This window comes from Streptomyces sp. ADI96-02 (genome assembly GCF_003846185.1).
GTDB lineage: Bacteria > Actinomycetota > Actinomycetes > Streptomycetales > Streptomycetaceae > Streptomyces.
In genome coordinates, this window is the sequence record NZ_ML123034.1 from 894,752 (window position 1) to 916,020 (window position 21,269).

19 protein-coding genes are annotated in these 21,269 nt (G+C 72.2%); 3 read left to right on the forward strand and 16 right to left on the reverse strand.

What is annotated here, in order from left to right; translation table 11 throughout:
• Positions 1–7 precede the first annotated feature (7 nt).
• The 15 genes from EES43_RS03795 to pgsA all read right to left on the reverse strand — a co-directional run bounded on the left by EES43_RS03795 (position 8) and on the right by pgsA (position 15,402).
• Positions 8–2,608 carry a RelA/SpoT family protein gene (locus EES43_RS03795; RefSeq protein WP_124267356.1) on the reverse strand — a complete coding sequence of 867 codons (2,601 nt, stop codon included), beginning with the start codon at positions 2,606–2,608 and terminating at the stop codon, positions 8–10.
• Positions 2,609–2,777: 169 nt separating this feature from the next.
• The gene (locus EES43_RS03800; RefSeq protein WP_124267357.1) at positions 2,778–3,329 is read right to left on the reverse strand and encodes an adenine phosphoribosyltransferase; all 552 of its coding nucleotides are present in this window, start codon (positions 3,327–3,329) and stop codon (positions 2,778–2,780) included.
• A 3-nt stretch (positions 3,330–3,332) separates the two neighbouring features.
• Complete coding sequence (secF, locus tag EES43_RS03805; RefSeq protein ID WP_124267358.1) at positions 3,333–4,445, reverse strand: protein translocase subunit SecF; 1,113 nt, start codon at positions 4,443–4,445, stop codon at positions 3,333–3,335.
• Position 4,446: 1 nt separating this feature from the next.
• Positions 4,447–6,219 (reverse strand): protein translocase subunit SecD, encoded by a 1,773-nt coding sequence (secD, locus tag EES43_RS03810; protein ID WP_124267359.1) that lies wholly within the window; start codon positions 6,217–6,219, stop codon positions 4,447–4,449.
• Positions 6,220–6,366: 147 nt separating this feature from the next.
• Positions 6,367–6,828 (reverse strand): preprotein translocase subunit YajC, encoded by a 462-nt coding sequence (gene yajC, locus EES43_RS03815; protein WP_124267360.1) that lies wholly within the window; start codon positions 6,826–6,828, stop codon positions 6,367–6,369.
• Between the two features lie 167 nt (positions 6,829–6,995).
• Positions 6,996–8,069, reverse strand: a complete 1,074-nt coding sequence (gene ruvB / locus EES43_RS03820) for a Holliday junction branch migration DNA helicase RuvB (protein ID WP_124267361.1) — start codon at positions 8,067–8,069, stop codon at positions 6,996–6,998.
• Positions 8,070–8,100: 31 nt separating this feature from the next.
• Positions 8,101–8,727 (reverse strand): Holliday junction branch migration protein RuvA, encoded by a 627-nt coding sequence (ruvA, locus tag EES43_RS03825; RefSeq protein ID WP_124267362.1) that lies wholly within the window; start codon positions 8,725–8,727, stop codon positions 8,101–8,103.
• Positions 8,724–9,338 (reverse strand): crossover junction endodeoxyribonuclease RuvC, encoded by a 615-nt coding sequence (gene ruvC, locus EES43_RS03830; protein ID WP_124267363.1) that lies wholly within the window; start codon positions 9,336–9,338, stop codon positions 8,724–8,726. Before ruvC ends, ruvA begins: the two co-directional genes overlap by 4 nt.
• A gap of 154 nt (positions 9,339–9,492) precedes the next feature.
• A complete protein-coding gene (locus EES43_RS03835) occupies positions 9,493–10,245 on the reverse strand; it encodes a YebC/PmpR family DNA-binding transcriptional regulator (RefSeq protein WP_124267364.1) in 753 nt (250 codons plus the stop codon).
• A 60-nt stretch (positions 10,246–10,305) separates the two neighbouring features.
• On the reverse strand, positions 10,306–10,899 hold the full coding sequence (gene pdxT / locus EES43_RS03840; protein ID WP_124267365.1) for a pyridoxal 5'-phosphate synthase glutaminase subunit PdxT: 594 nt from the start codon (positions 10,897–10,899) through the stop codon (positions 10,306–10,308).
• A gap of 6 nt (positions 10,900–10,905) precedes the next feature.
• A complete protein-coding gene (gene pdxS, locus EES43_RS03845) occupies positions 10,906–11,826 on the reverse strand; it encodes a pyridoxal 5'-phosphate synthase lyase subunit PdxS (protein ID WP_124267366.1) in 921 nt (306 codons plus the stop codon).
• 177 nt (positions 11,827–12,003) lie between these two features.
• Positions 12,004–12,549, reverse strand: coding sequence for a hypothetical protein (locus tag EES43_RS03850; protein ID WP_124267367.1), 546 nt, complete (start codon positions 12,547–12,549; stop codon positions 12,004–12,006).
• A 98-nt stretch (positions 12,550–12,647) separates the two neighbouring features.
• A complete protein-coding gene (locus EES43_RS03855) occupies positions 12,648–13,808 on the reverse strand; it encodes a glycosyltransferase family 4 protein (RefSeq protein WP_124267368.1) in 1,161 nt (386 codons plus the stop codon).
• Positions 13,805–14,728 carry a phosphatidylinositol mannoside acyltransferase gene (locus EES43_RS03860; RefSeq protein ID WP_124267369.1) on the reverse strand — a complete coding sequence of 308 codons (924 nt, stop codon included), beginning with the start codon at positions 14,726–14,728 and terminating at the stop codon, positions 13,805–13,807. The genes EES43_RS03855 and EES43_RS03860 overlap by 4 nt, the downstream gene beginning before the upstream one ends.
• Positions 14,725–15,402, reverse strand: a complete 678-nt coding sequence (gene pgsA / locus EES43_RS03865; protein WP_124267370.1) for a phosphatidylinositol phosphate synthase — start codon at positions 15,400–15,402, stop codon at positions 14,725–14,727. Before pgsA ends, EES43_RS03860 begins: the two co-directional genes overlap by 4 nt.
• A gap of 324 nt (positions 15,403–15,726) precedes the next feature.
• Here pgsA and EES43_RS03870 point away from each other — a divergent pair, with 324 nt between their 5' ends.
• Together EES43_RS03870 and EES43_RS03875 are read left to right on the forward strand one after the other, a co-directional pair.
• Positions 15,727–17,943 carry an elongation factor G-like protein EF-G2 gene (locus EES43_RS03870; RefSeq protein WP_124267371.1) on the forward strand — a complete coding sequence of 739 codons (2,217 nt, stop codon included), beginning with the start codon at positions 15,727–15,729 and terminating at the stop codon, positions 17,941–17,943.
• 201 nt (positions 17,944–18,144) lie between these two features.
• On the forward strand, positions 18,145–19,815 hold the full coding sequence (locus EES43_RS03875) for a hypothetical protein (RefSeq protein ID WP_124271775.1): 1,671 nt from the start codon (positions 18,145–18,147) through the stop codon (positions 19,813–19,815).
• Between the two features lie 148 nt (positions 19,816–19,963).
• On the opposite strand, the gene EES43_RS03880 is transcribed toward EES43_RS03875, so the two are convergent.
• Positions 19,964–20,524 (reverse strand): HIT family protein, encoded by a 561-nt coding sequence (locus EES43_RS03880; RefSeq protein WP_124267372.1) that lies wholly within the window; start codon positions 20,522–20,524, stop codon positions 19,964–19,966.
• Between the two features lie 66 nt (positions 20,525–20,590).
• Here EES43_RS03880 and EES43_RS03885 point away from each other — a divergent pair, with 66 nt between their 5' ends.
• Complete coding sequence (locus EES43_RS03885; RefSeq protein ID WP_124267373.1) at positions 20,591–21,268, forward strand: potassium channel family protein; 678 nt, start codon at positions 20,591–20,593, stop codon at positions 21,266–21,268.
• Position 21,269: the final 1 nt, after the last annotated feature.

Genomic DNA, 21,269 nt, shown 5'->3' on the forward strand with positions numbered 1-21,269 from the left:
CAGTCTTCTAGGGCCGGCGGGCCGAGGTGACGCGGTAGACGTCGTAGACGCCCTCCACGCCGCGTACGGCTTTCAGGACGTGTCCCAGGTGCTTGGGGTCGCCCATCTCGAAGGTGAAGCGCGAGGTGGCCACCCGGTCGCGGGAGGTCTGCACGGCCGCCGAGAGGATGTTGACGTGCTGGTCCGACAGCACCCGGGTGACGTCCGACAGCAGCCGGGAGCGGTCCAGCGCCTCGACCTGGATCGCGACCAGGAAGACGGAGGACTGCGTGGGCGCCCACTCGACTTCGAGGATGCGCTCGGGCTGCTGGGACAGCGAGTCGACGTTGACGCAGTCGGCGCGGTGGACGGAGACGCCGCTGCCCCGGGTGACGAAGCCGATGATCGGATCGCCGGGGACGGGCGTGCAGCAGCGGGCCAGCTTGACCCAGACGTCCTCGACGCCCTTGACGACGACGCCGGGGTCCGCGTTGGCACGGCGCTTGTTGCGGCCGTGGGAGGGCGGAGTGGACTCGGCCAGGTCCTCGTTGGCCTCGTCGTGGCCGCCGAGCGCCTGCACCAGCTTCTGGACGACGCCCGCCGCGGCGACATGGCCCTCGCCGATCGCCGCGTAGAGCGAGGAGATGTCGGGGTAGCGCATCTCGTGGGCGAGCGTGACCAGCGAGTCGCCGGTCAGGATGCGCTGGATGGGCAGGTTCTGCTTGCGCATGGCGCGCGCGATGGCGTCCTTGCCCTGCTCGATGGCCTCGTCGCGGCGCTCCTTGGAGAACCAGGCGCGGATCTTGTTGCGGGCGCGCGGCGACTTGACGAAGCCGAGCCAGTCCCGCGAGGGTCCGGCGCCGGCCGCCTTGGAGGTGAAGACCTCCACCAGGTCGCCGTTGTCGAGGGTGGATTCGAGCGGGACGAGCCGCCCGTTGACCCGGGCCCCTATGGTGCGGTGGCCGACCTCGGTGTGGACGGCGTAGGCGAAGTCGACCGGGGTGGCCCCGGCGGGCAGCGCTATCACGTCGCCCTTCGGCGTGAAGACGAAGACCTCGTTGCGCGAGAGGTCGAAGCGCAGGGACTCCAGGAACTCGCTGGGGTCCTCGGTCTCCTTCTGCCAGTCCAGGAGCTGGCGCAGCCACGCCATGTCGTTGACGGTGTCCTGGCCGCGTCCGGTGTGCTTGGGGACGTCGGTGCGCACCTTGGAGGCGCCCGCCACGGCCTCCTGCTTGTACTTCCAGTGGGCGGCGATGCCGTACTCGGCGCGGCGGTGCATGTCGAAGGTCCGGATCTGGAGCTCGACGGGCTTGCCGCTGGGACCGATCACCGTGGTGTGCAGCGACTGGTACATGTTGAACTTGGGCATCGCGATGTAGTCCTTGAACCGCCCCGGCACCGGGTTCCACCGGGCGTGGACGGTGCCGAGCGCGGCGTAGCAGTCGCGGACCGTGTCGACGAGGACGCGGATGCCCACCAGGTCGTAGATCTCGGCGAAGTCGCGGCCCCGCACGATCATCTTCTGGTACACGCTGTAGTAGTGCTTGGGGCGGCCGGTGACGGTGGCCTTGATGCGGGCGGCGCGCAGGTCTGCCTGGACCTCGTCGGTCACTATGGCGAGGTATTCGTCGCGCTTGGGGGCGCGCTCGGCGACGAGGCGGACGATCTCGTCGTACATCTTCGGGTAGAGGATCGCGAAGGCGAGGTCCTCCAGCTCCCACTTGATGGTGTTCATGCCCAGCCGGTGGGCCAGCGGGGCGTAGATCTCCAGCGTCTCGCGGGCCTTCTTCTCCTGCTTCTCCCGCTTGAGGTAGCGCATGGTGCGCATGTTGTGCAGGCGGTCGGCGAGCTTGATGACCAGGACGCGGGGGTCCTTGGCCATGGCGACGACCATCTTGCGGACGGTCTCGGCCTGCGCGGCCTCGCCGAACTTGACCTTGTCCAGCTTGGTGACGCCGTCGACGAGCAGGGCGACCTGGTCGCCGAAGTCGCGGCGCAGGGTGTCCAGGCCGTACTCGGTGTCCTCGACGGTGTCGTGCAGCAGCCCGGCCATCAGCGTGGCCGGATCCATGCCCAGCTCGGCCAGGATCGTGGTGACGGCCAGCGGGTGCGTGATGTACGGGTCGCCGCTCTTGCGCTTCTGGCCCCGGTGCCAGCGCTCGGCGACCTGGTAGGCGCGCTCGATCTGGCGGAGGGTGGCCGTCTCGATCTTGGGGTCGTTGCCCCGGACGGTGCGCAGCAGCGGTTCGAGGACCGGGTTGTACGGGCTGGAGCGCTGTACGCCCAGTCGGGCGAGGCGGGCCCGTACGCGGTTGGAGGAGCCGCCGGAGCGGGACGCGGAGCCGGCCGTGGCGGCGGGCCTGGCCGGGGCCGGTGGCACGGGGGCGGGCGGCTTGGGCCCGGTGGCGGCGGGCTTGGCGGAAGGCTGGGGCGCGGGACTCGCGGGCGCCGCCGGTGTCTCGGGGGCCGCGGGCTTCGCGGGCGGGGCGGCGGGGGGCCGGCCGGAACCCGCCGCCTCCGGCGGAGCGGGCTTCGGCGCGTTCGAGGGCGCGGCGTTCCGGGGCGTGGCTGGGGCCGCCGCGGGCTTGTCGGGCTGCGGGGCGGCGGCTGACTGGGCCTCGTCTGGCAAGAGCGCTCCTCGTGCGGATCCGGGGTACCCGGAGAGCCCATGGTATCGATCCCCCGGCGGTACCTCGCCCGGGGACGGTGGGAGCCTGCACAACGAGGAGGGGCACCCGGATGTTCCCGGGTGCCCCTCCTTCGTCGTGTGCGACCGCCACCGGACGCCGCCCAGCGGATCAGATCGTGATCAGCGCTTCCAGCGGGGCGCCGCACAGGGCCGGCGCGAGCCGGTCCCGGCCGGCGAGGAAACCGAGCTCCATGAGCACCGCGACGCCTGTGACCTGGGCCCCGGCCCGGCGGATGAGCTCCAGTGAGGCTTCGGCGGTGCCGCCGGTGGCGAGCACGTCGTCGATGATCATGATCCGGTCCTCGGCGTCGAGGTCCTCGGCGTGGATCTCCATCTCCGCGCTGCCGTACTCCAGCTCGTAGGACTGGCTGAGCGTGGCCCCGGGGAGCTTGCCGGCCTTGCGGACCGGTACGAAGCCGAGCCCGGCCCGGACCGCGACCGGCGCGGCCAGGATGAAGCCGCGGGCCTCCAGGCCGACGACCTTCGTGGCTCCGTGCCGCAGGCACAGCTCCGCGAGGGCGTCGGTGAGCGCCGTGAAGGCCACCGGGTCCGCGAGCAGCGGGGTGATGTCCTTGAACACCACGCCCGGCTTCGGATAGTCCGCGACGTCGCGGATGCGGCTGAGCAGGAGCTGCTGGGTGGATGCGGTGGTGCCGGTCATCACTCAGCGCTTCCCGGGGGTACGGCCGTGGCCCCGCGGCGGGCGCCGCTGGCCCACCACCGCGCCGGCGGCATCGTCCTCGTCGTCGTAGTCCCCGTCCTGCCGGTCCTCGGGACCGTCGTCCTCGACGGGCTCGCCCTTGGCCGCGGCGGCGGCCCGCTTGGCGAGGATCCGCTTCTTCAGGGCCTTCATCTGCGGGTCGCGTTCCTTCAGGTCGGCGACGAGCGGCGTGGCGATGAAGATCGAGGAGTACGCGCCGGCGGCGAGACCGACGAACAGCGACAGCGAGATGTCGTTCAGCATGCCGGCGCCGAGGACGCCGCCGCCGATGAAGAGCAGGCCGGCGACCGGGAGCAGCGCCACCACGGTGGTGTTGATGGACCGGACCAGCGTGCTGTTGATCGACCGGTTGGCGATCTCGCTGTAGGTGTAGCGGGTCTGCTTGGTGATGTCCTTCTGGCCCTCCTTGAGGCTGTCGAAGACGACCACCGTGTCGTACAGGGAGTAACCGAGGATGGTCAGCAGACCGATCACCGTGCCCGGCGTGACCTCCAGGCCGACGAGGGCGTAGACGCCGACCGTGATGGTGATGTCGTGGATCAGCGCGACGAGGGCGGCGACGGCCATCCGCCACTCGAAGGCGATGGCCAGATAGACCACCACCAGGATCATGAAGATCCCGAGACCGGTCCACGCCTTGTTGGCGATCTGCTCGCCCCAGCTCGGACCGACCAGGTCGGCGTTGATCTTCTCGGCGGGGATGCCGAGCTCGTCGGAGAGCGTCTCCTTGATCTCGTTCGCCTTGGCCGTGTCGACCTCGGTGATCTGGATGCGCAGACCGCCGTTGCCGAGCTCCTGGACGATGGCCAGGTGACCGGATGCCTCGGTCGCCACGTCCGTGGCCTGGGCGGTGGAGATGTCCGCCTTGCTGCTGGTCGTGAAGACCGCGCCGCCCTTGAACTCGATGCCCATGTTCAGGCCGCCGACCGCCAGGCCGATGATGGCCGTGATGGTGATCAGGATCGAGACGCCGTACCAGATCCTGCGGTTGCCGATGAAGTCGTAGCCGACCTCGCCTCGGTAGAGCCGGGCGCCGAGATTGCCGAGTCGCGACATCTCACGCCTCCTTCGGGTCGTTGGACGCGTTGACACGGCGCGAGCGGCGCAGCGGGGGTTTGGCGCCGAGGCGCTTCGGGTCCAGCCCGGACCAGGATCCGCCCTGGGAGAAGAACTTGGTGCGGCCCATCAGCGTCATCAGGGGCTTGGTGAAGAGGAACACCACGACGACGTCGAGCAGGGTCGTCAGGCCGAGCGTGAACGCGAAGCCCTGCACCTTGCCGACGGTGACGAGGAAGAGCACCGCGGCGGACAGGAACGACACGAAGTCGGAGACCAGGATCGTGCGGCGGGCGCGGGGCCAGGCGCGCTCGATGGCCGGGCGGAGCGTGCGGCCCTCGCGGATCTCGTCTCTCACGCGTTCGAAGTACACGATGAAGGAGTCCGCCGTGATGCCGATGGCGACGATCGCGCCGCAGACCGCCGGGAGGTTCAGCGCGAAGCCGATGGCGGGACCCAGCAGGGCCATGATCGTGTAGGTCAGGATGCCGGACACCAGGAGGCTGAGCAGGGCGATGAACGCCAGCCCGCGGTAGTAGGCGACCAGGTAGACCACGACGAGGGCCAGCCCGATGGCGCCGGCGATCAGACCGGCCTGGAGCTGCTCGCTGCCGAGGGCGGCGGTCACCGTGGTGACGCTGACCTCCTTGAAGGTCAGCGGGAGCGCGCCGTAGGACAGGATGTTGCCGAGGTCCTCGGCCGACTGCTGGTCGAAGCTGCCGGAGATCTGGGCGTTCTTGCTGAGCACCGTGTTGACCGAGGGGGCCGAGACGACCTCGCCGTCGAGGACGATCCCGAACTGGTTCATCGGCGGCTGCTGCTGCGAGAGCCGGGTGGTGATCGTCTGGAACTTCTTGGCGCCGGCGGAGGTGAACTCCATCGACACGATCCACTGGCCGCTCTGCGGGTCGATGGCGGCCTTGGCCTCGTCGACGTCGCTGCCGGAGACCTCGGAGGGGCCGAGGATGTACTTCTCGTAGCTGCCGGGAACGTTGGAGCCGCACGCGACGATGGAGTCGGTGGGCTTGGCGTTCTGGCCGGCCTCCGTGCGCTGCTTCGGGTCGGTGCAGTCGAGCTTGGCGAACTCCTCCTGGAGCTTGGCCGTGGCCGGGTCCGGGGAGGGCGAGGCGCCGGGGGTCTCGGACGCCTTCGGGTCCGAGGACTCCGAGGCGGCGGGGGTGGGGTCGTCCTTCGTCAGGGACCCGGTGACCGCGCGGCCCTGGGTGGTGGCGCTCGGGGACGGGGTGACGTCCGATCCGGTCGCCTCCTCGCCGGCCTTGTCACCGGCGCCGGCGGACTCCTTGGCGCTCGGCGTGGGGCTGGCCGAAGGGCTGGTGGAGCCGGAGGGCTTGGGCGCGGGGCCGCTCGCCTGAACCGTCAGAACGGGCCGGAAGTAGAGCTGGGCGGTGGTGCCGACCTGCTCCTGGGCCTGCTTGGAGTTCGTCCCCTTGGGGATGTTGACGATGATGTTTCGTTCGCCCTGGGTCTGGACCTCGGCCTCGGAGACGCCCAGACCGTTGACGCGGCGCTCGATGATCCCGACCGCGGTGTTCATGTTGGTCGGGTTGATCGCGTTCGGCTTGCCGGGCTGGTTCTGTGCTTCCAGCGTGATCGACGTACCGCCGGCCAGGTCGATGCCCAGCCTGGGCGTGGTGTGCCCGGACAGGAACATCCCGCCGGTGAGCGCGACCATGGCGATGAGGATCAGGGCCAGGGAACGCCCCGGCCTCCCCTGACCGCCGGACGGCCCTCGGCCCTTCTTGGGTGCTGCCACCTTCTCGTTTCTCCCTGTCCAACCGCCCCGCGCCGGGTACGCGCCCGAGCGGCCACGAAGTGTTGTGGGGACCTGCCCCCGCAGAAGACCGCACGCTCCCAGGGACGCCGCGCCCGATCGGCTCGCGACGCCCCTCGGGGTCGTGGACTACTTGGACTCGCCCTCGCCGTCGGCCTTGGCGTCCTTGGCCGCGGTGCTCTTGGGCTCGGCGTCGTCGGCCGCGTCGCTCTTGGCCAGGTCGATCTTGGCGACCTCGGCGTCGTCCGCGCCGGTCAGCGAGGAGGCGTCGTCGGGAACGACCGTGCCGTCCGCGTCCAGCTCCTCGTCGTCGCCGTGCACGATGCGGTTGTACTCGGCGTCGTCGAGGACCGCGCCGATGGCGTTCTTCGCGTAGATGGCGTGCACGCCGGGAGCGACCTCGAGGAGAACCGTGTCGTCGTGGACCTCCTTGACGGTGGCGTACATGCCGCCGATGGTCCGCACGCCGGTGCCGGGCTGCATCTCGTTGCGCATCTGCGCGGCTGCCGCCTGCTTCTTCTTGGCGGAGCGGGTCATCAGGAACATGGCCCCGATGAGCACGATGAAGGGGAGGAGAGTCACGATATTCACGGGACGGGAATTCCTTCGCACGACCGCGCTGGAATGCGGCCTGTAATTTACGGGGGTGGGTACACCGACCGGTAAGGGCGGCATCGGCGGAGTCTAAGCGAGTCCGCATCAATGGAACAACGCCCAGCATCGCACCCTGGTTCCGCTGCGGGCCAACCTGTGAGGTATCACGCCCCGAACAGACCCTGTTGTCCCTTTGCGCCGAGCTGCGGCGGGACCAGTCCCAGATGCGTCCAGGCCGCCGGGGTGGCGACCCGCCCGCGCGGCGTCCTGGCCAGCAGTCCTTCCCGTACGAGGAAGGGCTCGGCGACCTCCTCCACGGTCTCCCGCTCCTCCCCCACGGCGACCGCGAGCGTCGACAGGCCGACCGGTCCGCCGCCGAAGAGTTTCAGCAGGGCGCCGAGGACCGCGCGGTCCAGCCGATCGAGTCCGCGGGCGTCAACCTCGTACACCTTGAGCGCCGCGGCGGCGATCTCCCGGTCGATCGAGCCGTCGGCCTTGACCTGGGCGTAGTCGCGGACGCGGCGCAGCAGGCGGTTGGCGATGCGCGGCGTGCCGCGGGAGCGTCCGGCGATCTCGGCGGCGCCCGGCACGTCGATGGCGACGTCCAGCAGGCGGGCGGAGCGGTGGACGACGCGCTCCAGCTCGGCCGGGGCGTAGAACTCCATGTGCCCGGTGAAGCCGAAGCGGTCGCGCAGCGGCGGCGGCAGCAGTCCGGCCCGGGTGGTGGCGCCGACCAGGGTGAAGGGCGGGAGTTCCAGCGGGATGGCGGTGGCGCCGGGGCCCTTGCCGACGATCACGTCGACGCGGAAGTCCTCCATCGCCATGTACAGCATCTCCTCGGCGGGCCGCGACATCCGGTGGATCTCGTCGAGGAAGAGGACCTCGCCCTCCTGGAGGGAGGAGAGGATCGCCGCGAGGTCGCCGGCGTGCTGGATGGCGGGGCCGGAGGTGATCCTGATCGGCGCGTTCATCTCGGCCGCGATGATCATCGAGAGGGTGGTCTTGCCCAGGCCGGGGGCGCCGGAGAGGAGTACGTGGTCGGCGGTGGCGCCACGGGCGCGGGCGGCCTTGAGGACCAGGTCGAGCTGTTCGCGGACCTTCTCCTGGCCGACGAACTCCTCCAGGTCCTTGGGGCGCAGGGCCGCTTCGACCGCGGTGTCCTCGCCGTCCGCGTCCGCGTCGACCAGCCGGTCGTCGAGGACCGGCCCGGTCGGCTCGTCGGTCTCGTCCCAGTTCATGGAGGGGCCTCTCGGGGTGGTTCGGCGCCGGTCAGCGTGCGCGGTTGAGGGTCTGCAGGGCGGCCCGCAGCAGCTGCGGCACGGGAGGCGTGGCGCCTTCGGCGAGCGCCGCCTCGGCCTGCGGGGCGACGGCGCCGACGGCCTCGTCGGCCTCACGGCTCGCGTAACCGAGGCCGATCAGCGCGGCCTGGAGCTGGTCGCGCCAGCCCGGGGTGACGGGCGTGCCGACGCCCTGGTGGCCGATGTGGGCGCCGACCGGTTCGCCGAGGCGGTCCTTGAGCTCCAGCAGCAGCTTCTGGGCGCCCTTCTTGCCGATGCCCGATACGGCGGTCAGGGCCTTCTCGTCGCCGGTGGAGACGGCCAGGCGCAGCGCGTCGGGGCTGTGGGTGGCGAGCATCGCCTGGGCGAGACGGGGGCCGACACCGCTGGCGGTCTGGAGCAGTTCGAAGACCTGGCGCTCGTCGTCGTCGGCGAAGCCGTACAGGGTGAGCGAGTCCTCCCGGACGACGAGGGAGGCGGCGAGCCGGGCCTCCTGGCCGACGCGCAGGCCGGCGAGGGTGTGCGGGGTGCACTGGAGGGCCATGCCGACGCCGCCGACCTCGATGACGGCCGTGGTCGGGGTGAGGGCGGCCACCGGGCCGGAGACGAAGGCGATCATGCGGTGCGGCCTTTCAGCGTGCGAGGCGTACGAGGCGGGCTGGGCGTACGGGACGTGCCGGGTGTACGGGACGTGCCCGGCGTACGGGACGTGCCCGGCGCGCGGTGGGCCGCGACGGCCTGCTGGAGGCGGTTCTGCGCGGGCGCGCGCCAGATGTGGCAGATGGCGAGCGCCAGGGCGTCGGCGGCGTCCGCCGGCCTGGGCGGCGCGTCCAGCCTGAGCAGCCGCGTCACCATCGTGCCGACCTGCGCCTTGTCGGCGCGGCCGGATCCGGTGACGGCCGCCTTGACCTCGCTGGGCGTGTGCAGGGCGACCGGGATGCCGCGCCGGGCGGCACAGAGCATGGCCACGGCGCTGGCCTGGGCCGTCCCCATCACGGTGCGGACGTTGTGCTGGGCGAAGACGCGCTCGACCGCGACGTACCCCGGGGAGTGCTCGTCGAGCCAGCGCTCGACGCCCCGCTCGATCTCGACCAGGCGGTCGCCCAGCTCCGCGTCGGAGGGCGTGCGCACGACTCCGACGCCGATCATGGTGAGCGGCCGGCCGGCGACTCCCTCGACGACGCCGACGCCGCACCGGGTCAGCCCCGGGTCGATGCCCAGAACCCGCATGGAGCCCCCCTGTCCTCACCGCGCGACGCGCCCGTTCGTTCATCTGTTCCCGCAGGCTATCGGCTCGCACCGACATCGCCTCGCACCGACAGGACGACGGGCCGACGGGGTGTGTCCCCGTCGGCCCGTCGCGGGAGCCGCACCGGCCGCGCCGTCAGGCGTCGACCTTCTCCATGACCTCGTCGGACACGTCGAAGTTGGCGAAGACGTTCTGCACGTCGTCGCTGTCCTCCAGGGCGTCGATGAGCTTGAAGATCTTGCGGGCGCCCTCCTCGTCGAGCTCGACCTGCATGGTGGGCAGGAAGTTCGCCTCGGCGGAGTCGTAGTCGATGCCCGCCTCCTGGAGCGCCGTGCGGACCGCGACCATGTCGGTGGCCTCGCTGACCACCTCGAAGGTCTCGCCGAGGTCGTTGACCTCCTCGGCGCCCGCGTCGAGCACCGCGCCGAGGACGTCGTCCTCGCCCAGCTCGCCCCTGGGGACGATCACGACGCCCTTGCGGTTGAACAGGTACGAGACGGATCCCGGGTCGGCCATGGAGCCGCCGTTGCGCGTCATCGCGACCCGGACATCGGAGGCGGCGCGGTTGCGGTTGTCGGTGAGGCACTCGATGAGCACCGCGACGCCGTTGGGGCCGTAGCCCTCGTACATGATCGTCTCGTAGTCGGCGCCGCCCGCTTCGAGACCGCCGCCGCGCTTCACGGCGGAGTCGATGTTCTTGTTCGGGACGGAGCTCTTCTTCGCCTTCTGGATGGCGTCGACGAGCGTCGGGTTGCCATCGAGGTCCACGCCGCCGGAGCGCGCCGCGACCTCGATGTTCTTGATCAGCTTCGCGAAGAGCTTGCCGCGCTTGGCGTCAATCACGGCCTTCTTGTGCTTCGTCGTAGCCCATTTAGAGTGGCCGGACATCTGCCTTCTCCTTCGCGTCACCAAAATCGAGTCGAACCCGAGAGATCCTACCGGGGTCGCTCACTTCACCGCGCGCACCATGTCCACGAAGAGGGCGTGCACGCGGTGATCGCCGGTCAGTTCGGGGTGGAACGAGGTGGCGAGGGCGTTCCGCTGCCGCACGGCCACGATGTGGCCGCCGTGCTCGGCGATCACCTCGGCGCGCGCGCCGACCGACTCGACCCAGGGCGCCCGGATGAACACGCCCTCCACCGGGCCGCCTCCGACGCCGTCGACCTCGACCGCGGCCTCGAAGGACTCGTTCTGGCGGCCGAACGCGTTGCGCCGCACGATCATGTCGATGCCGCCGACGGTCTCCTGTCCGGCGCGCGGGTCGAGGATCTTCTCGGCCAGCAGGATCATCCCGGCGCAGGTGCCGTAGACGGGCATCCCGGCCCGCACCCGCTCGCGCAGCGGCTCCAGCATGCCGAAGAGGACGGCCAGCCTGGACATGGTGGTGGACTCGCCGCCGGGGATGACCAGGCCGTCCACCCCGGCCAGCTCGTCGGGACGCCGGACCGGCCTGGCCAGGGCGTCCGCCGAGGCCAGGGCGATCAGGTGCTCCCGTACGTCGCCCTGGAGGGCCAGCACGCCGATGACGGGGGTGTCGCTCATCGCCGGCTACCAGCCGCGGTTGGCGTAGCGCTCGGTCTCGGGCAGCGTGTCGCAGTTGATGCCGACCATGGCCTCGCCCAGGTTGCGGGAGGCGTCCGCGACGACCTTCGGGTCGTCGTAGAAGGTGGTGGCCTTCACGATGGCGGCGGCGCGCCTGGCCGGGTCGCCGGACTTGAAGATGCCGGAGCCGACGAAGACGCCTTCCGCGCCGAGCTGGCGCATCAGCGCGGCGTCGGCGGGGGTGGCGACGCCGCCGGCGGAGAACAGCACCACGGGCAGCTTGCCCAGCTCGGCGACCTCCCGGACCAGCTCGTACGGGGCGCGGAGGTCCTTGGCGGCGGCGTACAGCTCGTTGTTGTCGAAGCCGCGCAGGCGGGCGATCTCGTTCTTGATCTGGCGCAGGTGGCGGACGGCCTCGACGACGTTGCCGGTGCCGGCCTCGCCCTTGGAGCGGATCATGGCCGCGCCCTCGGCGATGCGGCGCAGGGCCTCGCCGAGGTTGGTGGCGCCGCAGACGAAGGGGGTGGTGAAGGCGAACTTGTCGCTGTGGTTGACCTCGTCGGCCGGGGTGAGGACCTCGGACTCGTCGATGTAGTCGACGCCGAGGGACTGGAGGACCTGGGCCTCGACGAAGTGGCCGATGCGGGACTTGGCCATGACGGGGATGGAGACGGCCCCGATGATCTCCTCGATCATGTCGGGGTCCGACATCCGGGCCACGCCGCCGTCCTTGCGGATGTCGGCCGGGACGCGCTCCAGGGCCATGACGGCCACCGCGCCCGCGTCCTCGGCGATCTTCGCCTGCTCGGCGTCGACGACGTCCATGATCACGCCGCCCTTGAGCTGCTCGGCCATGCCGCGCTTGACGCGGGCGGTGCCGGTGGCGGGGGACTCGGCGGACTGCGGGGTGCTGGGAAGCGTGGACACGGGACCTCACTCGGTGAAAGACGCTGGCTTCTGCGTCCCCGAGCAAACGCCGCCGGAGCAGTCCACAGCAAGGGCCAATGGGCAGGCCGTGGATCGTTTTGCGGCGGCGCGGGCGGTCGTCCGCTCCGGATCAGGTGCCGCACGGTCGGCGGATCAGGTGCCGGGGCGGTCGGCGGATCAGGTGCCGGGGCGGTCGGCCAGGGCGACCGGCGGCGCGTCGTCCATCTCGAAGGCGAGCGGGAACGGGGCGTGCCCGGCCAGCCGGAACAGCCGGACGGTACGGTGCCGGCGCAGGGCCCGTGCGGCGCGTACGGCGTCGTTGTGGAACCGCCGGGCCATCGGTACGCGGCGTACGGCGGCGGCCAGTTCGGTGGTGGCGTCGACCCCGCCGGGGATCTCCTTGACCGCGTCGACCTGCGCGGTCTCGCCGAAGACGGCGCGCAGGGCGGTGCTCAGCTCGCTCTCGGCGACCTCGCGGTGGTCCTCCTCGGCCTGCCGGGCGGCGTGCGCGGCCTCGTAGAGGACGATCGAGGCTGCCGGGTCCAGGACACCGGAGGTGGCGAGTTCCTGGGTGACCGAGGCCCGGCGCAGCAGCTGGGCGTCGAGCGCGGCCCGGGCGGCGTCGATGCGGGAGTGCAGGCGGTCGAGCCGGCCGGCGGTCCAGCTGAGGTACAGGCCGATCGCGAAGAGGGCGACGGCGATCCAGATGAGGGTTTCGATCACGGGCGCACACGCTACCGTCGTCCGGGCCGCGCCAGGGCACGGACCTCACCGCCCCGGACCTCACCGCCCCGGGGCCGCGGGCCCGCCGCCCCGGCCGCTCAGTCCCGCGCCAGTCCGAACCGGGCCCGCAGCCCCGAGCGCTCGTCCGCCGCCACCGACGCGGCCCCGTCCGTCACCGTCTCGTAGACCGCGAGGACGTCCGCCCCCACCGTCGACCAGTCGAAGCGCCGCACATGGGCCTCGCCGCGCTCGCGCAGTCCGGCCCGCCGCTCCGGGTCGCCCAGCAGCCGCACGGCGGCCTCCGCCAGCGCGTCGGCGTCCTCGTTGGCGAACAGGTCGCCCGCCGCGCCCTGGTCCAGGACCTGGGCGAACGCGTCCAGGTCGCTCGCCAGCACCGGCGCACCGGCCGACAGCGCCTCGACCAGGATGATGCCGAAGCTCTCGCCGCCGGTGTTGGGGGCCACGTACACGTCGACGCTGCGCAGCAGCCGGGCCTTGTCCTCGTCGCTGACCATGCCCAGGAACTCGACGCGCTCGCGCAGCTCCTTCGGCAGGGGGGCGACCGCCTCCTCCTCGTCGCCGCGCCCCGCGACCAGCAGCCGGGTCTCCGGGCGGGCGGCGAGGATGGCGGGCAGCGCCTTCATCAGGACAGGGAGCCCCTTGCGGGGTTCGTCGATGCGGCCGATGAAGCCGAGCGTCTGCCCCTGCCACTCGGCCTTGGGCTCGGCGCGGGCGAAGAAGCCGACGTCGACGCCGTTCGGGATGACGACGGCGTCGCCGCCGAGGTGTTCGACCAGCGTGCGCCGGGCGTATTCGCTCACCGCGATCCGGGCGCTGATCTTCTCCAGGGCGGGCTGGAGGATCGGGTACGCGGCGATCATCGCCCGGGAGCGCGGGTTGGAGGTGTGGAAGGTGGCCACGATCGGCCCCTGCGCCGCCCAGCAGGCCAGCAGCCCCAGTGAGGGGGAGGTCGGCTCGTGGATGTGGATCACGTCGAAGGTGCCGTCGTGCAGCCAGCGGCGCACCCGGGCGGCCGAGAGGATGCCGAAGTTGAGCCGGGCGACCGAGCCGTTGTACGGCACGGGCACGGCCCGGCCGGCCGAGACGACGTACGGCGGCAGCGGTGTCTCTTCGTCGGCGGGGGCGAGCACGGAGACCTGGTGGCCCAGCCGGATGAGGTGCTCGGCCAGGTCCCTGATGTGGAACTGCACGCCGCCCGGGACGTCCCAGGAGTACGGGCAGACGATGCCGATCTTCACGACGGTTCTCCCCGGGGGTCCAGATCGTCCAGCCAGAGGCGTTGCAGCATGTGCCAGTCCTCGGGGTGTTCGGCGATGCCGGCGGCGAAGGCGTCGGCCAGCGCCTGGGTCATGACGGCGGTCCGCTCGGCGCGGGTGCCGGTCGCCGGCACGTCGATCGCGGGGTGGACGCGGGCCTTCATGACCGGGGTGCCGTCGTACGCCAGGGTCGCGGGCAGCAGCAGGGCTCCGGTCTGCTGGGCCAGCAGGGCCGGTCCCGCCGGCATCCGGGCGGCGGAGCCGAAGAAGGACACCTCGACCCCGGACGCGGACAGGTCGCGGTCCGCCACCAGGCAGACCAGGCCGCCCGCGCGCAGCCGCCGGGCCAGCGTCCCGAACGCCGCGCCGCCGCTGTGCGGCAGGACCTCCATGCCCAGGCCCTCGCGGTAGGCGACGAACCGGTCGTAGAGCGTCTCGGGCTTCAGCCGCTCGGCGACCGTGGTGAACGGGACCTTCAGCTCGGTGGTGACCCAGGCCCCGGCGAGGTCCCAGTTGGCCAGGTGCGGCAGCGCCAGGACCACTCCCTTCCCGGCGTCCAGGCCCTCCGTCAGGAGGTGGACGTCGGCGACGTGGACGCTGTCCTTGATCCGCTGCCGACTCCAGGCCGGCAGCCGGAAGGACTCCATCCAGTACCGCATGTACGAACGCATCCCGGCGCGGGAGAGCTCGGCCAGCCGGTCCGGGCCGGCGTCCGGCACCACCCGCGCCAGGTTGGACTCCAGGCGCAGCACGCTCTTGCCGCGGCGCTTCCACACCTGGTCGGCGAGGGTGCGGAAGAGGGCCGCCGCGGCGGGCTCGGGCAGCCGCTTCACCGCACCCCAGCCGAGCCCGTACAGCCCGTCGCTCAGCCGGTCCTTGAGACCGGCGGCCGTGCCGCTCACCGGTCCGCCCCGCTCCCCTGCCCGGCGGGACCGGACGCCGCGGCGGCGTCCGCCTCGGCGGACTCGCGGCGCACGGTGACCACCCGCTGGACGAGGGTCACCAGGCTGCCCGCGGCCACGATCCACAGGGCGATCGGCAGCAGGACGTCGATGCCCGGGACGCCGAAGCCGTGCAGTCCGGCGAGGCCGGCGGCGACCAGCGAGATCACCAGCCGCTCGGCGCGCTCCACCAGCCCGTTCACGGCGACGGGCAGGCCGATCGACTCGCCACGCGCCTTCGTGTACGAGACCACCTGGCCGCTGGCCAGGCAGAAGATCGCCACGGCGCACAGCACGTTGTCGTCACCGCGGCCCGCGTACCAGAGGGCGAATCCGGCGAAGATCGCCCCGTCGGCGACCCGGTCCAGCGTCGAGTCGAGGAACGCGCCCCACCGGCTGGAGATGCCCGCCTGGCGCGCCATGTTGCCGTCGACCAGGTCGGAGAAGACGAACGCCGTGATGACGATCGTGCCCCAGAAGAACTCCCCCATGGGGAAAAAGACCAGCGCACCTGCCATCACTCCGGCCGTGCCGACGAGGGTGACCGCGTCGGGGCTGACCCCGAGGCGGAGCAGCAGAGCGGCGAACGGTGTGAGGACACGCGTGAAAAATGCACGCGCGTACTTGTTCAGCATGGCCTTCCCGAGGGTTCGGTTGGCCGAGCGGCCCCTTCGGCCACCGGCTGGCCCATCGTAGTCACGACGGGTGCGCTCCACCGGACGGGCACCCGCACGGCCGGGTGTCGCACGCCCCGCGCGCCGTACCCCGCCGTGTGGACGCGGCCGGGCGGTGATGCCACGCTCGAAGGACCGCGCGCCGCCGGAGCCGCGGTGACGCGGGCGTCGGAGAGCCGCGGTGACGCGGGCGCCACCGCAGCCGCGGCGGCTCCCCGGACCTGCGGCGCCGCTCCGCGCCGGGCGGCCATCCCCCGCACCGCGTCACCGACCGGGAGGCACACCATGGGCGACACGGCACACGCACATCCCGCGGCGGCCGGACGAGGGGCCGGGGAGGCGGATCCGTCCTCCGTGCGCAACGTCGTGCTGGTCGGCCACAGCGGGTCGGGCAAGACCGCCCTGGTCGAGACGCTGGCCCGGACGGCGGGCGCGGTCGGCCGGGCCGAGGGCGGCGCGACCGCCTCCGACCGGGACGGGGGCGAGCGGCACCGTAGGCGCTCCGTCCAGCTCTCGCTGGTCCCGGTCGAGTGGAACGGCTGCCGGGTCAACCTGCTGGACACCCCCGGCTACGCGGACTTCGTCGGCGAGCTGCGGGCCGGTCTGCGGGCCGCCGACGCGGCGCTGTTCGTCGTCTCCGCCGCCCAGGAGGCCGAAGCGGTCGCCGGGGCCACCCGGGACGTGTGGGAGGAGTGCGCCCGGGCCGGTGTGCCGCGCGCCATCGTCGTCACCCATCTGGACACCGCCCGCACCCCGTTCGAGGAGATGACGCGGCTCTGCGCCGAGCTCTTCGGCGGTGACGATCCCGACGCCGTCCTACCGCTGTACCTGCCCGTCCTCGGCCCCCGGGGCGCCGACGGGCACGCGCCGCTGACCGGTGTGACCGGTCTGCTCTCCCGGCCGGACTCGGACCGCGCCCCGGGCGGGCGGGCCGAGGAGTCCGGCGCGCCGGACCGCGAGGAGGCGCTGCGCGAGCCGCGCGCCCGGCTGATCGAGGGGATCATCGCCGAGAGCGAGGACGAGTCGCTGCTGGACCGCTACCTCGGCGGCGGCGACGTCGACGCCGGGACGCTGACCGGCGATCTGGAGCGGGCCGTGGCCCGGGGCGCCTTCCATCCCGTCCTCCCCGCCGCGCCCTCGCTGGGAGGGGACCGGCCGGGCGTCGGCACGGCGGAGCTGCTGGACCTGGTCACGCGCGGCTTCCCCGCCGCTTCGGAGCGCGTCCCGCCCCGCGTCACCACCGCGTCCGGCGCGCCCCGGCCCGCGCCCGCGTGCGACCCGGGCGGGCCGCTGCTGGCCGAGGTGGTCCGTACGGCGTCCGATCCGTACGTGGGCCGTCTCTCGCTGGTTCGGGTCTTCTCCGGCACGCTGCGGCCCGACGACACCGTGCACGTGTGCGGGCGCGGCCTCGACGGAGCGGGCCGGGAGCCCGTTCCGCCGCACGAGGCGCGGGTCCGGATCGGCGCGCTCTCGACGCCGTCCGGGCGTCGGCAGCACCCGGTGGAGCGGTGCGGTGCGGGCGGTCTCGTCTCCGTGGCGCGCCTGGGCGAGGCGGAGACCGGCGACACCCTCTCGTGCGGCGGCGATCCGCTCCTCATCGAGCCCTGGCGGGCCCCCGAGCCGCTGTTCCCGCTGGCCCTGCGCGCGCACGGCGCGGCGGACGAGGACAAGCTCTCGCAGGCCCTGGCACGGCTGGTCGCCGAGGACCCGACACTGCGCCTGGAACAGAATCCGGACACCGGCCAGGTCGTGCTGTGGTGCCTCGGCGAGGCGCACCAGGAGGTGGCGCGCGAACGGCTGCGGGAGGGTTACGGGGTCCGGATCGACGCCGAGCCGCACCGGTTCGCGCTGCGCGAGACCTTCGGCGAGCGGGCGACCGGACACGGGCGGCACGTCAAGCAGTCGGGCGGACACGGCCAGTTCGCGATCTGCGAGATCGAGGTGGAGCCGCTGCCGCCGGGCTCGGGCGTCGAGTTCGCCGACCGCGTGGTCGGCGGATCGGTGCCGCGCCCCTTCGTGGCCTCCGTGGAGAAGGGGGTGCGGGCCCAGGCGGCGCGGGGCGTAGCCGCCGGGTATCCGCTGGTCGACGTGCGCGTCACGCTGCTGGACGGCAAGGCGCACGCGGTGGACTCCTCCGACGCCGCCTTCCAGGCCGCCGGAGCCCTCGCGCTGCGGGACGCGGCGGGCACGGCGGCGATCCGGCTGCTGGAACCCGTCTGCGCGGTGTCCGTCCTGGTGCCGGACGACGACGTGGGCCCGGTGATGAGCGACCTGTCGGGGCGGCGGGGCCGGGTCGTGGGCACCGAGCAGGGGCCGGACGGACGCACCCTCGTACGGGCCGAGGCGCCGGAGGCGGAGATCGACCGGTACGCGGTCGACCTGCGCTCCCTCGCGCACGGCGCGGGCCGCTTCGAGCGCGCCTACGCCCGGCACGAGGCGATGCCGCGGCACCTCGCGGACCGGGTCCGCGAGGTCACGACCGGTGGCCGACCGGCGGAGTGACGAGCGAGGCGTCCGGCGCGGTGACTAGCGGAGTGACCGGCGGGGTGACGAGCGGAGTGTCGCAAACACGGCCCGCGTCCGTACGATGACAGGCGGTGCCGCGATCCGGACGATACGCTGTGGTCGCAGCTCAGGAGGTATGCCGCGTACGGTAGTTGGGCACACCCGCAGGAGCAGACGGTGCGGCGAGTGGGGGCGACAGTGGCCAGCGACGGATTCGACTTCTCACCCGGGGCGCAGATCCCGGTGCAGGGCTCCGGGAGCCAGACCGTGGCGACCAACGCCCTGGCCTCGGCGGCGTATCGGGACAGCCCGGTGGAGACGATCCTCGACGCCAACAGCGAGTGGCACGAATCCGCGGTGAAGCCGGGCTCCTCCAAGCTCTTCTCGTCCGACTACTTCAAGCCGAACCTCGGCGAGGCGTTCGCCCGGGCCGTGCAGCAGCGCATGCTGGGCGGCTCCCGCAAGGCGCTGATCCAGTCCTTCGGCATGGACCCGCAGTCGGTCGTGGAGCACTGCCTGTCCGCGAACAACCTGCGCAAGGCCCGCGACACCCGGCTGACGCTGGTGACGGCGCTGTTCGGCTTCCTCTTCCTGCCCGGCCTCCTGGCCTGGGTGATCGCCTTCCGCGTCCGGGACGCGCTGAACAAGTCCAAGGACACGGCGTTCCGGGCGGTCGGCACACTGGTGCTCGTCGTCTTCGGTATCGGCGCGGCGATCCTGGTGGTGAAGCTCCCGCTGGACGGCTTCTGGGCGCTGTACGTACGCGGGGCGATCATCGCCCCGCCGATCGGCTGGCTGATCGCCAAGCGGATCGCGGAGACGTCGGCCAAGGACCTGCGGGGCCGCTGGCAGGGGCTGCTGTCCGGGGCCGGCGTGATCGCCAAGATCCCCGAGGCGGTGCCGAAGAACCCCAACGAGACCGCACGCGAGGCGATGCGGCAGGGCCTGGAGAAGCTCTCGGCCGAGCAGCAGTCCAACTCCGTCTTCTACGCCGGGCCCAAGGGCGTGCTCGGCATGGGCACCCGATGGGGCAGCTGGCAGTTGGCGGAGGAGCTGGTCCCCAAGGACCCGACGAAGGAGATCCACCAGTTCCGCAGCTGGGACCTGATCCGGGTCATCCACGACCAGCTGAAGATGCTGGAGCGCGGTCCGCTGAACACGGGCGGCTTCCCGAAGCCGTCCGTCAAGCACTGGGTGGTGTCGCCGATCGGCGAGAACGCCGACTCCGTCTCGCGGCCCGCGGGCGAGGACGTCGCCACCTTCCAGGTCAAGCCGCACGAGATACAGCGGATCTGCAACCACCAGCAGTTCGGCAGCGGCGACCGGCACTATCTGGGAGTCCAGTTCACGCTGTGGGACGGCCAGCTCGTGATCACCATGATGGTCACGGTCACCGTCCTGCACGAGACCCTGCGCATCGAGGTCACCGGCCACGCGCTCGGTCCGGTGCACGGCCTGTTCCTCTCCAAGCCGGCCGCGAAGACGAAGACGGTCAACAAGACCGTCCGGTTCTGGGAGACGCGGGACGTCCAGTTGCCGCTGGTGGACGCCAAGGAGGTCGTCCGGCTCGCGCTGCGGGCGCCCTTCACCTGGTATCCGCCGCTGCTGGACTACCTGGGCGGCAAGATGGTGCTGCCGGAGCCCTTCGGACTGCGGCACGCCTGGGCGGCCAAGCCGTGGGGCCACCGCTTCATGGCGGACGACGCGATGCGCGCCGCGACGCCGGTGCTGCGGGTGGTCCACTCCGCGGCGATGCGGGTCCTCGCCGAGAACGGCGTGGACACCGACCGCTTCGACAGCCGGTCCATCATGCTGAGCGGCGCGGTCCAGGACCCGTCCCCGCGCAAGGCCGACGTCTACGACGCGTAGGGGTCTCGGACGCCCCCGACGCGCAGGGGGCGCCGGAAACCCTCCGGGACCTCTCGTCGATCATGCGGCGCCCCCGGGCGCGCGAGGGCCGGGCCCGCCGGAACGATCGGCGGGCCCGGCCCTCGTCGGTGGCGCGGGCGGGATCCGGTCAGCCGGCCGGCCAGGCGTCCGCCAGCATGGCCCGGGTGTCGCCGAGCAGTTGCGGCAGCACCTTGGTGTGCCCGATGACGGGCATGAAGTTGGTGTCGCCGCCCCAGCGCGGCACCAGGTGCTGATGCAGATGGGCGGCGATCCCCGCCCCGGCGACCGAGCCCTGGTTCATGCCGATGTTGAACCCGTGCGCCCCGGACGCGGCGCGCAGCGCGCCCATCGCCCGCTTGGTGAAGTCCGCCAGCTCCGCCGTCTCCGGGCCGTCCAGATCGGTGTAGTCGGCGACGTGCCGGTAGGGCACGACCATGAGGTGCCCGCCGTTGTACGGGTAGAGGTTCAGCACCGCGTAGACGTGCTCACCGCGTGCCACGACGAGCCCGTCCTCATCCGATTTCGCCGGAATCGAGCAGAAGGGACAGCCGTCCTCGGCGCCGGGGCCGCTGGGCTTGTCCTGACCCTGGATGTACGCCATCCGATGGGGCGTCCACAGACGCTGGAAAGCGTCGGGCGTTCCCACGCCGATCTGCTGCTCCGGATCACTCGTCATGCCGATCAGCATATTGCGTCACCCCGGCCGAGCGTGTCGCCGGGGCCGCGGCACGGCAGGCACCGCGATGCTGAGGCGATGAGCGACCGACCCGCCCCCCAGGCTCCGTCCCGGCTGACCCGCTGGGAGCAGCGCACGGAGGTTCCGCTCTTCGTCGCCTCGCTGTTCTTCCTGACCGGATACGCGGTCCGGGTGCTGGCCCCGCGCCACGCGCAGCCCTGGCACGACATCTCGCTGCTCCTGGTCTGGTCGACCTGGCTGCTGTTCATCGCCGACTACGCGGTGCGGCTGCGGCTCAGCGGGCTGGGCGCGCGGTTCGTCCGCGTCCACTGGCTCGACACCGTCGTCCTGGTGCTGCCGCTGCTGCGCCCGCTGCGGATGGTGAAGGTGTACAACGCGGTGCAGCGCCGTCACGACCGGCCGCGCCTGACCCTGTACGCGCGGGTGATGGTCTACGCCGGCCTGAGCGCCGGGCTGCTCGGCTTCTCCGCGGCGCTCGCGGTGTACCGCCTGGAGCACCTGGCCCCCGGCGCCACGATCCGCACCTTCGGGGACTCGGTCTGGTGGGCGTGCGCGACGCTGACGACGGTCGGCTACGGGGACGCGACGCCGATCACGCCGGGCGGTCGGTCGGTCGCCGTGCTGCTGATGGTGTGCGGGCTGGCGCTGCTGGGGGCGGTGACGGGTTCGTTCTCGTCCTGGCTGATCCAGGTCTTCACCCGGGAGGACGAGAAGCGGCCCCCGGGGCGCGAGTGAC

What these genes read in the sequence shown, in the direction of transcription:
- EES43_RS03885 (WP_124267373.1), top strand. Translation starts at nt 20,591, where the DNA reads ATGAGCGACCGACCCGCCCCCCAGGCTCCGTCCCGGCTGACCCGCTGG.
- pdxT (WP_124267365.1), bottom strand. Translation starts at nt 10,899, where the DNA reads ATGAGCGACACCCCCGTCATCGGCGTGCTGGCCCTCCAGGGCGACGTA.
- secF (WP_124267358.1), bottom strand. Translation starts at nt 4,445, where the DNA reads ATGTCGCGACTCGGCAATCTCGGCGCCCGGCTCTACCGAGGCGAGGTC.
- ruvB (WP_124267361.1), bottom strand. Translation starts at nt 8,069, where the DNA reads ATGAACTGGGACGAGACCGACGAGCCGACCGGGCCGGTCCTCGACGAC.
- EES43_RS03800 (WP_124267357.1), bottom strand. Translation starts at nt 3,329, where the DNA reads ATGACCGGCACCACCGCATCCACCCAGCAGCTCCTGCTCAGCCGCATC.
- EES43_RS03870 (WP_124267371.1), top strand. Translation starts at nt 15,727, where the DNA reads ATGGGCGACACGGCACACGCACATCCCGCGGCGGCCGGACGAGGGGCC.
- ruvC (WP_124267363.1), bottom strand. Translation starts at nt 9,338, where the DNA reads ATGCGGGTTCTGGGCATCGACCCGGGGCTGACCCGGTGCGGCGTCGGC.
- EES43_RS03880 (WP_124267372.1), bottom strand. Translation starts at nt 20,524, where the DNA reads ATGCTGATCGGCATGACGAGTGATCCGGAGCAGCAGATCGGCGTGGGA.
- EES43_RS03835 (WP_124267364.1), bottom strand. Translation starts at nt 10,245, where the DNA reads ATGTCCGGCCACTCTAAATGGGCTACGACGAAGCACAAGAAGGCCGTG.
- pgsA (WP_124267370.1), bottom strand. Translation starts at nt 15,402, where the DNA reads ATGCTGAACAAGTACGCGCGTGCATTTTTCACGCGTGTCCTCACACCG.
- ruvA (WP_124267362.1), bottom strand. Translation starts at nt 8,727, where the DNA reads ATGATCGCCTTCGTCTCCGGCCCGGTGGCCGCCCTCACCCCGACCACG.